The sequence below is a fragment of the Myxococcus sp. CA023 genome (assembly GCF_010998615.1).
GTDB lineage: Bacteria > Myxococcota > Myxococcia > Myxococcales > Myxococcaceae > Myxococcus.
In genome coordinates this window covers 46,459-58,546 of sequence record NZ_JAAEAH010000036.1, presented here as the reverse complement: position 1 = coordinate 58,546, position 12,088 = coordinate 46,459, and the positions used below count along the sequence as shown (strand labels likewise).

The window sequence follows — 12,088 nt, the reverse complement described above, 5'->3', positions numbered from 1 at the left end:
CAGGTGATGATGCGACTCCCCCCAGGGCACCGCACAAACGAGCGAGCAGGGCGCTTCGTCGGCACACTGCACGTCGCAATCCGAGGGCAGCGCCGACGCGGACAGCGGGGAGCGCGTGACAAGGGCCGTGGCGCGCTTTGGCGGCATCGACTTCTGCGTGAACAACGCCAGCGCCCCGGCGCCGCATCCGCACATCCTGTCGCTGTCCGCCGGTCAACCTCTCGCCGCGCCGGCTGGGGCTGCACCCGGCGTACACGATGGCGAAATATTGGGTGGCGGACCAGGCGTGCATCGTCGCCGACCGTTGCTTGCAGTTGTTCGGGGGGTACGGGTACATGAAGGAGTACCCCATCGCCCACCTGTTCGCGGACACGCGTGTGCCGCGAATCCTTGCCGGCGCGAACGAGGTCATGAAAGAGCTCGTCGCCCGTTCCCTTTAGACCCACATCCCCGTCCCAAGGAGGCTCTTCGTGAGCCAGGAAGCATTCATCTTCGACGCCGTCCGGACCCCTCGCGGCAAGGGCAGGAAAGGCGCGCTGCACGGTACCAAGCCCATCACGCTGCTCACCGGGCTGGTGGACGCGCTCAAGAAGCGTCACCCGAACCTGGACCCCAAGCGCATCGACGACGTGGTGCTCGGCGTCGTGTCGCCGGTGGGTGAGCAGGGCGCCGACATCGCCCGTACCCTGGTGCTGGCGGCGGGGCTGCCAGAGACGGTGGGCGGCGTGCAGCTCAACCGCTTCTGCGCGTCCGGCCTCACGGCGGTGAACATGGCCGCCCAGCAGGTGCGCTCGGGCTGGGAGCACCTGGTCATCGCGGGCGGCGTGGAGAGCATGTCGCGCGTGCCCATGGGCTCGGACGGCGGCGCCTGGGCCATGGACCCGGCCACCAACTTCGACACCTACTTCGTCCCGCAGGGCATCTCCGCGGACCTCATCGCCACCATTGAGGGCTTCACGCGCGAGGACGTGGACCGCTACGCGGCCCGTTCGCAGCAACTGGCGGCCCAGGCGTGGGCCGGCGGGTACTTCAAGAACTCCGTCGTCCCGGTGGTGGACCAGAATGGCCTCACCGTGCTGGACCATGACGAGCTCATGCGCCCGGACTCCACCGTGGCGTCGCTCGGCAAGCTCAACCCGTCCTTCTCCGTCATGGGCGAGGCGGGCGGCTTCGACGCGGTGGCCTTGCAGAAGTACCACTTCGTGGAGCGCATCGAGCACGTCCACACGCCGGGCAACTCGTCGGGCATCGTGGACGGCGCGGCGCTGGTGCTCATCGGCTCCGAGCAGGTGGGCAAGTCGCTGGGCCTCACGCCGCGCGCGCGCATCGCCGCGGTGGCCACGTCCGGCTCGGACCCCACCATCATGCTCACCGGCCCGATTCCGGCCACCCAGAAGCTGCTGGAGATTGCGGGCCTGTCGGTGAAGGACATCGACCTGTTCGAACTCAACGAGGCCTTCGCCTCGGTGGTGCTCAAGTACCAGAAGGACCTCGGCATTCCGGACGAGAAGCTGAATGTGAACGGCGGCGCCATCGCCATGGGGCACCCGCTGGGCGCCACGGGCGCGATGATTCTGGGGACGATGGTGGACGAGCTGGAGCGACGCAAGGCGCGCCGCGCGGTCATCACCTTGTGCGTCGGTGGTGGCATGGGCGTGGCCACCCTCATCGAGCGCGTCTGAGCTTCTCTTCCAACACTTCGACAGGATTCGAGCGAACCCCATGAGCGAGCAGAACACCATCCGCTGGGACAAGGACGCCGACGGCATCGTCGTCTTGACGTTGGATGACCCGAACCAGTCCGCGAACACCATGAACGCCGCGTACCTGAAGTCCATGCGCGCGACGGTGGACCGGTTGGTCAAGGAGAATGACACCGTCACCGGTGTCATCCTCACCTCCGCGAAGAAGACCTTCTTCGCCGGTGGTGATTTGAAGGACCTGCAGAAGGTGCGCAAGGAGGACGCGAAGCAGGCCTTCGAGCTGGGGCAGGAAATCAAGGCGCAGCTGCGCACGCTGGAGACGCTGGGCAAGCCCGTGGTCGCGGCCATCAACGGCGCGGCGCTGGGCGGCGGGCTGGAGATCGCGCTCGCCTGCCACCACCGCATCATCGCGGACGTGAAGGGCGCCCAGGTGGGTCTGCCGGAAGTCACGCTGGGCCTCTTGCCCGGTGGCGGCGGCGTTGTGCGCACGGTGCGGATGCTGGGCATCGTGGACGCGCTGATGAAGGTGCTGCTCCAGGGCCAGCGCTACCGCCCGCAGGAGGCGAAGGAGGTCGGCCTGGTCCATGACGTGGTGGACTCCGTGGAGGCGCTGCTACCCGCGGCCAAGGCGTGGGTGAAGGCCCATCCCACCGCGCAGCAGCCGTGGGACCAGAAGGGCTACAAGATTCCGGGCGGAACGCCGTCGTCTCCGGGCCTGGCGGCGAACCTGCCCGCGTTCCCCGCGAACCTGCGCAAGCAGCTCAAGGGCGCGAACATGCCGGCGCCCCGCGCCATCATGGCCACGGCCGTGGAGAGCACGCAGGTGGACGTGGACACCGCGTTCACCGTGGAGTCGCGCTACTTCACGGAGCTCGTCACCGGGCAGGTCGCGAAGAACATGATTCAGGCGTTCTTCTTCGACATGCAGCACATCAACTCCGGTGGCGGCCGTCCCAAGGACTACCCGCAGCACACCGCGAAGAAGGTGGGCGTGCTGGGCGCGGGGATGATGGGCGCGGGCATCGCCTACGTCTGCGCCAAGGCCGGCATCGACGTGGTGCTCAAGGACGTGAGCCTCGCGTCGGCGGAGAAGGGCAAGCAGTACTCCGTCAAGCTGGTGGAGAAGGCCATTCAGAAGGGCAAGTCCACGAAGGAGAAGGGGGACGCGCTGCTGGCGCGAATCCACCCCACCACGGACGCCGCCGACCTCAAGGGGTGTGACCTCGTCATCGAGGCCGTATTCGAGGACGTGAAGCTCAAGCACCAGGTCTTCCAGGAAGTGCAGGACGTGGTCGCCACGGACGCGGTGCTCGGGTCCAACACGTCCACGCTGCCCATCTCCGTGCTCGCCGAGGGCGTGAAGCGGACGGAGGACTTCGTGGGCATGCACTTCTTCTCGCCCGTGGACAAGATGCCGCTGCTGGAGCTCATCGCGGGCAAGAAGACGAGCGACGCCACGCTCGCGAAGGCCATCGACATCGCGGTGCAGATTGGGAAGACGCCCATCGTCGTCAACGACAGCCGGGGCTTCTTCACCAGCCGCGTCATCGGCACCTTCCTCAACGAGGCCATCGCCATGGTGGGCGAGGGCATCTCGCCCGCCTCCATCGAGCAGGCCGGCCTCCAGGCGGGCTACCCCGCCGCCCCGCTCCAGTTGGTGGACGAACTCACGCTGACGCTGCCGCGCAAGATTCGTCAGGAGACGAAGGCGGCCATCCTGGCGGAGGGCAAGCCCTGGGCGGAGCACAGCAGCTACGCCGTGATGGACGCGATGGTTGACCAGCACCAGCGCAAGGGCCGCTCCACCGGCGGCGGGTTCTACGACTACGTGGACGGCAAGCGCACGGGCCTGTGGGCGGGGCTGGCGCAGCACTTCACCAAGCCCGGCCACAGCATCCCCTTCGAGGACATGAAGGAGCGGATGCTGTTCGCCGAGGCCATCGACACGGTGCGCTGCTTCGACGAAGGCGTGCTGCGCTCCGCCGCGGACGCGAACATCGGCTCCATCCTCGGCATCGGCTTCCCGGCGTGGACGGGCGGCGTGGCGCAGTTCATCAACGGCTATGAGGGCCGGACGGGCAACGGGCCGCGGGGCTTCATTGCCCGCGCGCGTGAGCTCGCGCAGCGCTACGGTGCGCACTTCGAGCCGCCGGCGTCGCTCGTCGAGAAGGCCGAAAGAGGCGAACTCTTGAAGTAGCAGCTCACACAAGGAGAGGTCCGATGACGCAGGGCTCCAGTCGTCTCGCTGCCGTTCCACCTTCGTTCGATGCGAAGGCGCTCGTCGAGAAGCAGCGGGCCCGTTTCGAGACCCGTGCCACGCTGCCGCTGGCGTGGCGACGGGAGCAGTTGCAGGTGCTCGAACGGGCGGCACGCAAGTACGAGGCGGAGATTCTCGCCGCCCTGCAGTCGGACCTCTCCAAGAGCCCCGAGGAGGCCTACCTCACGGAGGTGGGCAGCATCTACGGGGAGCTGAAGGACGCGCTGAAGAACGTGAAGGCGTGGATGGCGCCGCGCAAGGGGGCGGCGCCGCTCGCCATCCAACCCGCGCGCGTCTGGCAGTACTCGGACCCGCTGGGCGTGACGCTCATCATCGCCCCGTGGAACTACCCCTATCAGTTGGCGATTGCTCCGCTCATCGGGGCGCTCGCCGCGGGCTGTACCGCCGTGCTGAAGCCCAGCGAGCTGTCACCGGCGACGTCCGCCGTGCTCGCGCGGATGCTGAAAGAAGCCTTCCCCGAGGACGTCGTCGCCGTCGTGGAAGGCGGCGCGGAGGAGAGCCGCGCCCTGCTCGACGAGCGCTGGGACCTCATCTTCTTCACCGGCGGTCCCCAGGTGGGCCGGGTGGTGGCGGAGGCCGCGGCGAAGCACCTGACGCCCACCGTGCTGGAGCTGGGCGGCAAGAGCCCATGCATCATCGACAAGAGCGCGGACCTGGAAGTCACCGCGCGCCGCATCGCCTGGGGCAAGTACCTCAACGCCGGGCAGACCTGCATCGCCCCGGACTACGTGCTCATTCCACCCGAGCTCAAGGGCCGCTTCACGGAGCTGGTCCAGAAGGCCGTCACCGGCTTCTACGGCGCGAACGCGCGTGAGAGCCGCGACTATGGCCGCATCATCAATTCGCGGCACTTCGAGCGCGTCTCGAAGCTGGCGCAGGACGGGACAGTGGCCTTTGGCGGTGAGCGGGACGCGGACAGCCGCTTCTTCGCGCCCACCGTCATCACCGACGCGCCGCTGTCCAGCCCGCTGATGCAGGAGGAGATTTTCGGGCCCCTGCTGCCGCTGGTGGACTGTCCGAGCATCGACGAGGCCATCCGCTTCGTCCGCGCGAGGCCGAAGCCGCTGGCGCTCTACACCTTCTCCAAGGACGCGGCGGTGAACGAGCGCGTCCTCACGGAGACGTCGAGCGGCGGCGCGGTGGCCAACGACGTGTGCGTCCACTTCGCGGCGAAGGGCCTGTCTTTCGGAGGCGTGGGGGAGTCCGGCACCGGCGGCTACCACGGTCAGGCCAGCTTCGACGCCTTCAGCCACCGCAAGGGTGTGGTGAAGCGGCCCTTCCTGCTCGACCTGAAGCTGCGCTACCCGCCCTACACGGGGAAGCTGGACCTCTTCAAACGCTTCCTGTGACGCGAAGGCCGCGGCCTCCTGGCGGGTTCTCCAGGAGGCCGGCGCCCGCGCTCAGACTCGACTTTCGCCATTCTGCGGGGAGCAAGGCAGGGAGGCGAGGGGATGGCACCACGCAACGCGCTCCAGGCCCCCGGCGGTGACCGCAGTCACCAGGCGAATGGCGCCAGTCATCACAGAGTCCGTTGCCGGGCTCACCTGCCGACAAGCGCGTTTGCTTTCATATCCCCGAGGGAAATTTGGAGTCGAAGCGCTCCCGGAAAAGTCAGACCGACCCGGTATGAATCTCCCTGCACGGCGCTATTCGGGCCGTCGCCGAAAGGGTTTCCTTCACAATGAATATGTCATTGATTTCCCTCGGGCTTTTGGTCGGCATGACAGGGGTCGGCTGCGCGGGGCTCGACGAGGCCGAGGCGGTGGAATCCTCTGTATCGACGGACGCGACCTCCCAGGTCACCCAAGGCCTGGTCACCCATGTCACCGGTACCAGCCCGGTCACCTTCGTCGCCACGTCGGGCAACGAGACGAAGCCTTACGACCAGTCCGCCACGTCGGTGGTGGCATACCTGCGGGACTCATCGACCGGGGCGTTCACGGCCTATCCGGGCACGGGCTCTGCGGACGGCACCATCTCCGTGCCGAACGTCCCTTCCGGCCGCATCTACCTGAAGCTGGGCTCGCGCTACCTGGTGAGCACCGGCCGCGCGTTCGATCTGGGCTCCACGGAGTGGGGCCGCGATGGCACCTTCGCCTCGCTGCCCACTCCCGTGACGGTGTCCGCCACCGGCTTGTCCCCCTGGCATCCGGGGGACTTCCTGGACATGTATTCGTTGAACGCGGGCGCGTTCGGCTACATGGGCGGCGCCGCCACGGGGCGCCCCCTGGCGGGCGCCACGTCGCTCTCCGGGCTGAGCTTCGATTACGCCCACATGCTCAACCCGGTGCTGCTCGACAGCAGCCGCGGGGATGTGTTCTCGCTCGCGCAGATGCGGTTGCAGACGAGCGCGAATGGAGTGTCCTACCGCGCGATGCACAAGGTGCTCAACGCGAGCATGACGCAGGTGGAGGGCCAGCCCACCACCGTCAACGGAACCTTCACCCAGCCCGTCGCGACAGGCACCTTCGAGGTGGACTGGAGACGCTCGGCCTTCGAAGCCATGCGCACCCAGGTGAACCCGGGCGCGGTCAGCACGTACAACGAGATCTGGATGTCCGCCCGGCCGGCCGCGCTGAGCTCGGCGTTCGCGTCCATCAGCGGGCCGCCACTGCTCGTGAAGCTCAATCCTGACGCGCAGCGGACCGACATCGTCACGGGGAGCATGACCTACAACAACCCGCTCCCGGCGGCGTGGCAGAAGGTGGCGACCGCCGTCGCGGGCTTCACGCAGAGCTACGCGCTGGGAACCGCGACGCCCTACACCATGAGCGTGGACATCCGCGTGGAGCAAGAGGCGAGCGCGTTCACCGCCGCGCCCGTGGAGCCCCTCGTCGGGCCGGTGCAGGCGCCCCTGGTGAACACGCGCGGCGCGTTCCAGAACCTCACGGGCGTGGGGACCGACGCCTCGCTGCGCTGGTCGAAGCCGCTGATCGGCACGGCCACGAACTACGTGGTGAACATCTACCGGCTCGGCACGAGCAACGGCTCCACCACCGCGACGCGCGTGGCGATGCTGCACACGGATCTCCAGAGCGTGTACCTGCCCCCGGACGTGCTGCGGGCGGGCGGGACGTACTTCGCGGAAATCCAGAGCTGGTACCAGCCCGGCTCGAGCCTCGCGACGAGCCCGTTCAAGCGCTCGCTGCCTCGAGGCCGCGCCAGCGTGCTCACCGGCATGTTCAGCCCGTAGACGCTGAAGTCCAGGGAAGGGAGGGAGCCCGCTCCCTCTCTTCCTCACGAGCCGCATCGCTTCAGCGAGGCTCAGACTCGACTTTCGCCATTCTGCTGGGGGGCAAGGCAGGGAGGCGAGGGGATGAGCGGACGGGGGTAGGTCGCTCATGCGCGCAACCCTTCAGTTGCCTATTGGCATTGTGACAACAGGCGACTGGTGGGCTTCCGGGTGAAGGCTCATGATACGCAGCGCGTTAGGGATTCCCGGTGCGGGCTCGCGTCCGTTGGCCGCTGGTGGGAATCGCGTAGGGTGGATGGATGGCTTCGAAGCGCGTTCCCACCGTCACTGAAATCGGGCCCGGCACCTCGGCGCTCCAGGCCGCGTTCTGCGACTACGTGCCGCGAGTCTTCACCCGCGCCGACTTCCGGCGTTGGACGCAGTGGGGTGAATGGAACGACGACTACCGCGCGTTCGCGGTGGTGGAGGACGGCCGGGTGCTGGCCAATGCCTCGGTGATGCGGATGCGGTTGTTGCTCGAAGGGCGGGAGGTGACGGGCTACCAGCTTGGCGCCGTGGGGAGCCTGCCTGCCGAGCGCGGGCGGGGGCTGGCGCGCGAGGTGATGAACGCGGCGCTGGCGCACTGTGGTGACGCGCCCGTGCTGCTGTTCGCCAACAAGAGCGTGCTGGAGTTCTACCCGCGCTTCGGCTTCGAGCCTCGGCGCCAGACGCTGTTCTCCGCCTCGCACGTGGCGCGGCCGGGAGGGACGACGGCGCCGCGGCTCGACCTGGCGGAGGCGGATGTGCGGGCACGGCTCCGGATGCTCTCGGACGAGGGGCTGCCGGTGACGGAGCGCTTCGGCGCGCGGGGCACGGCCGCCAGTTGGTATGCAGCGAACGGGTTCGCTCGGCCGCTGCGAGCCCTGAGTGACGATGCCTGGGTGTTCGCGGAGGTGGAGGGCGAGACGCTGTTCATCGATGACATCTTCGCGCGTGCGCCCTTTGATTTACGGGCGGCGCTGCCGCGGCTCATCGACCGGCCGATTTCCTCCATCCAGTTCGGCTTCACGCCGGAGCGCTGGTGGCCCGGCGCGGTGGAGGCGGGCGAGGACATGGAGGCCGACCTGTTCGTGCGGGGACTGACGTCCCCACGTGAGGCGAACCTCTTTCCCGTCATGGCGCGGACCTGAGCCCGGGGCCGATTGTCAGAGGTAGCTCATCCAGGGACTGGAGGAGCGGGCCTTCAGCGCGGCGAAGGCGCGGCAGGCGAACCACATGGGCACCGTCGTCAGCAGCGCCACGAGCCAGAGTGCGCTGACATTCGGCAGGCTGAACAGCGCACCCTGGTTGGGACCGAAGGTGAGCAGCGCGAGCTTGTTCATCGCGTGCAGCAGGTACAGGTGGACGACGTAGAAGAACAGCGGCGCGGCGCCGAACACCGCCAGGGTGGATGTCAGTGACGCAGGCGCTTTGTCCAGCAGCGCCAGCAGGCCCGCGCCCACGCCGAGCGTCAGCAGCAGGAAGTCGAGCGACGGCGGGTACTTCGTCAGATTGACGAAGGACATGACCGTTTCCATCGGCGTAGCGCCGGGCGACCACGGCAGGGGCTCGCCGTAGACGTTGATGAGGCGGAGCAGCACGAAGAGGCCCACCGATGAGGCGGACGCCAGAAGCAGGCGGCGGCGCCTCACCGCTGGGGCGACCTGGGACGAGAACCACGGTCCCACCACGAAGCCCAGCGCGATGACGCCCATCCATGGCAGGACGGGGTAGGACGTCTTGAGCTGCGCGCCCCACGGAAGGGCGATGAAGCCCCGGTCATGCAGCAGCGCCCACAGAGCCTGTCCCGGCTGGCCCGCTTCGAAGTGAATCGGGTCGAGCACGTTGTGGCCGAAAATCACGAGCAGCGCGAAGGTGAGCAGCGCGGGTCGTGGCAGGTAGAGCAGGGCGGACAGCACCATCATCGACAGGCCAATCGCGCCGATGACCTGGAAGTAATAGGTCCGGGGCAGGAGCGTGAAGGTCCAGGCGAAGTTGATGACGGTCAGCTCCAGTACGAGCAGGAAGAGGCCGCGCTTGAACAGGAAGCTGGAGGCCGCTTTGCGCCCTCCGTGCCGCTGGCCGTAGAGCCAGGCAGCCACGCCCGTCAGGATGACGAACACGGGCGCGCAGAGGTGCGCGGCGAACCGCGTGAAGAAGAGGCTGGGCGGCGTGGTGGATATCACCACCGGGTCGCTCACCTGCGCGTGCAGGTAGAAGTACTCCCGCACGTGGTCGACAATCATCAGCGCCATGACCAGCCCTCGGAGGGCGTCGATGCCGACGATGCGGCGGCCCTTGGTGCTCACCGTCTCACGCGACGAGGTAGCGGAAGGGGCGGCGAAGGCAGGGAGTGGTGTCTGAGCGAGTTGTGTCATCGCGAGCGAGGGGAGAAGGCGCATCCGCGCGGTGGCTCGTGGAACATGCATGCGCTCCTTGCCCGGGTCTGCTGCCCTGGTAACGCCCTCGGGGGCAGCAGGGGGATGTCTCGCATGCAGGAGGAACGCAGCGGGAAGAATCCCCGTTCTTCCTCGTGGGCGAAGATTATATGAGTTCTTATTGTATTTGCAATGCAGTGGCAATTATGGTTTTGCTCAGTCGCCTACGCGCCCTTGGGCGAGCGTCCATGCGAGCCATCCGCCTGACGCCTGCTCCTTGTGCTTCGTGCCTCAGCCGCTCGCGAGTCCCCCTGCCCGCGAACCCACGGACGGCGCCACCTATTCGTGCGCCGGACGTGATGGGGCTTGCTTCCGGCGGCGCGTGCGCCCGCTTTCGCTCCCGTGCGACTCGTGCGCCCGCGTTTGTCTGGAGGCAGCGGCAACCGCGAGGAGTTGGCGAAACCTGGGACATGCCATGTGGCTCGGCGCGGGACAGTTCGCGGCGTGCCGCAAACCGTCGCGCATGGCGCTCAGCCGCCGGATGGTGTTGTCGAGTTCCTCCGCCTTCGCGGTTAGCATCTCCCGGTCAATGCGCGGTTGTCCGTCCGGCGCGAACATCCGAGCCAGCTCATCCAGTGAGAAGCCGGCTTCGCGTCCCAAGGCGATGAGTGCGAGCCGCTCCAGCACGTCGGGATTGAACAGGCGGCGCAGGCCTCGCCTGCCCGTCGAGGAGAGCAGGCCCTTTGCCTCATAGAAACGCAGCGTCGAGGCAGGAACGCCCGTGCGCCGGGCTACCTCGGTGATGTCCAGGTCTCTCACCCTGTTGACCTCAAGTCGACTTGAACTGGCACTGTACGGCCTTCACTTCTCTTGAAGGCATGTGAAGGGAGACGCGCGATGGCATCTGGTCACCAGCCCCCGGAGGGGCAGGCAGCGCTTTGGAATGGCCCCGCGGGACAGGCCTGGGTCGATAGTCGGGACCTGCTCGAAGGGATGTTCAAGCCGTTCGAGGACCTGCTCGTCGAAGCCGTCCAAGCCCGCGGCGCGCGTCAGGTGCTCGACGTGGGCTGTGGGACGGGCAGCACGACGCTCGCCGTCGCGCGGCGGCTCGGTGCCCAGGGACACTGCGTCGGCATCGACATCTCCGCGCCCATGCTCGCGGCGGCGCGGGCTCGGGCCGAAGCGGAGCATGTGGCCGCCAGCTTCATCGAGGCCAACGCGGAGCATCACGCCTTCGAGCGAGGGCGCTTCGACATGGTGATTTCACGCTTCGGCGTGATGTTCTTCGACGATGCCGTCCAGGCCTTCGTGAACCTGAGACGTTCCGCAAGGGAGAATGCCAGGCTGAGCTTCATCGCCTGGCGAAGCCCCTCGGAGAACCCGTTCATGACGACCGCCGAGCGGGCCGCGGCGCCCCTCCTTCCAAACATGCCCGCCCGCCAGCCGAACGCGCCGGGCCAGTTCGCCTTCGCGGACGGGGACCGGGTCCATCGCATCCTGGAGCAGAGCGGCTGGATGGACATCGACATCCACCCCATTGATGCCACATGCACCCTGCCCGAGCAGGGGTTGGTCCAGTACGTGACCCGGCTTGGGCCCCTCGGCCGCGTTCTTCACGAAGCCGACGCGAGGACCCGGACTCACGTCATCGAAACCGTCCGCGCCGCCTTCAACCCCTATGTGCACGGCGACGAGGTGCGGTTCACCGCCGCTTGCTGGCGGGTCGAAGCTCGCGCTCCCACTGAGGCCCTCTCGGCGTGACGTGACGGGCGGCTCCCTGAAAGCCGCCGTCACCAGTCTGGGAGAGGGTTCGGGGACTACTGCTGCCGGCCCTCGATGGCGCACATGAGCACCGCCGCCGCGATGCCGAGCCGCCGGTCCAACTGGCGGTTGGTGTCCATGGAGAAGTCCAAATCAATCTTCTGGATGAACGGGTTGAAGCGCTGGTGGAAGGCGAGCACCTGGTTGAGGCCCATCGTCCCGGTGAAGGACTGGGGAATCAGCGCGGTCAGGAAGCGGCGCACCAGCGCCATCATCATGCTGTCCTCTTCAATCTTCCCCACCTCCTGGTCATTCGCGTCCAGCACCAGCCACTGGTCGCGGAGGATGGAGCGCAGGCCCTTGCGGCGCAGCGCGCCCACGCGCTCGCCCGTGGTGGCATCCGTCACGTCGTACGTCATGCCGAAGTCGAGGATGCCGCGCGCCTTGATGGTGAGCAGCTCTTCACGCATCTCCTCGTTGCTGTAGATGCGGATGTCCTCCTTCAACTTGAAGGCCTTCAGCTTCGAGTAGAAGGCGAGGTTGCCCGCCTCGTCGTAGATGTGGAACGCGTCGCCGAACAGCTTGAAGAACTTGCGGCGAATCATGTAGCGCGTCTGGCCGAAGCGGCCGGGGGCGAGGTGGCTGGGAGGACGGGTCTGGAGTGCGGTCGACATTCCGGCACCCATAGCAAAGGTCGCCAGTGACTGGCACGGGGCACTCGCTCATTGCGAACCCGGTAATTCCAGCGAGGCGTGAG

General features: G+C 67.4%; 10 protein-coding genes. 7 read left to right on the top strand and 3 right to left on the bottom strand.

What is annotated here, in order from left to right; translation table 11 throughout:
- Nucleotides 1–257: 257 nt before the first annotated feature.
- From F8M74_RS17430 to F8M74_RS17405, 6 genes are all read left to right on the top strand, one after another.
- Nucleotides 258–440, top strand: coding sequence for an acyl-CoA dehydrogenase family protein (locus F8M74_RS17430; protein ID WP_203330807.1), 183 nt, complete (start codon nucleotides 258–260; stop codon nucleotides 438–440).
- 30 nt (nucleotides 441–470) lie between these two features.
- Nucleotides 471–1,682, top strand: a complete 1,212-nt coding sequence (locus F8M74_RS17425) for an acetyl-CoA C-acetyltransferase (protein ID WP_141254233.1) — start codon at nucleotides 471–473, stop codon at nucleotides 1,680–1,682.
- A 40-nt stretch (nucleotides 1,683–1,722) separates the two neighbouring features.
- The gene (locus F8M74_RS17420) at nucleotides 1,723–3,900 is read left to right on the top strand and encodes a 3-hydroxyacyl-CoA dehydrogenase NAD-binding domain-containing protein (RefSeq protein WP_141254231.1); all 2,178 of its coding nucleotides are present in this window, start codon (nucleotides 1,723–1,725) and stop codon (nucleotides 3,898–3,900) included.
- 23 nt (nucleotides 3,901–3,923) lie between these two features.
- The gene (locus F8M74_RS17415; protein ID WP_141254229.1) at nucleotides 3,924–5,330 is read left to right on the top strand and encodes an aldehyde dehydrogenase family protein; all 1,407 of its coding nucleotides are present in this window, start codon (nucleotides 3,924–3,926) and stop codon (nucleotides 5,328–5,330) included.
- Nucleotides 5,331–5,662: 332 nt separating this feature from the next.
- A complete protein-coding gene (locus tag F8M74_RS17410) occupies nucleotides 5,663–7,174 on the top strand; it encodes an ABC transporter substrate-binding protein (protein WP_141254227.1) in 1,512 nt (503 codons plus the stop codon).
- Between the two features lie 299 nt (nucleotides 7,175–7,473).
- A complete protein-coding gene (locus F8M74_RS17405; RefSeq protein WP_141254225.1) occupies nucleotides 7,474–8,343 on the top strand; it encodes a GNAT family N-acetyltransferase in 870 nt (289 codons plus the stop codon).
- 15 nt (nucleotides 8,344–8,358) lie between these two features.
- Here F8M74_RS17405 and F8M74_RS17400 read toward each other — a convergent pair whose 3' ends face one another.
- A complete protein-coding gene (locus F8M74_RS17400) occupies nucleotides 8,359–9,621 on the bottom strand; it encodes a DUF1624 domain-containing protein (protein WP_228559426.1) in 1,263 nt (420 codons plus the stop codon).
- A gap of 288 nt (nucleotides 9,622–9,909) precedes the next feature.
- Nucleotides 9,910–10,389 carry a helix-turn-helix domain-containing protein gene (locus F8M74_RS17395; protein ID WP_141254223.1) on the bottom strand — a complete coding sequence of 160 codons (480 nt, stop codon included), beginning with the start codon at nucleotides 10,387–10,389 and terminating at the stop codon, nucleotides 9,910–9,912.
- A 78-nt stretch (nucleotides 10,390–10,467) separates the two neighbouring features.
- On the opposite strand from F8M74_RS17395, the gene F8M74_RS17390 reads away from it, so the two are divergent.
- Nucleotides 10,468–11,331: a class I SAM-dependent methyltransferase gene (locus F8M74_RS17390; RefSeq protein WP_141254222.1), complete on the top strand. Its 864-nt coding sequence runs from the start codon at nucleotides 10,468–10,470 to the stop codon at nucleotides 11,329–11,331.
- A 56-nt stretch (nucleotides 11,332–11,387) separates the two neighbouring features.
- On the opposite strand, the gene F8M74_RS17385 is transcribed toward F8M74_RS17390, so the two are convergent.
- Nucleotides 11,388–12,005: a hypothetical protein gene (locus F8M74_RS17385; RefSeq protein WP_163884464.1), complete on the bottom strand. Its 618-nt coding sequence runs from the start codon at nucleotides 12,003–12,005 to the stop codon at nucleotides 11,388–11,390.
- Nucleotides 12,006–12,088 lie beyond the last annotated feature (83 nt).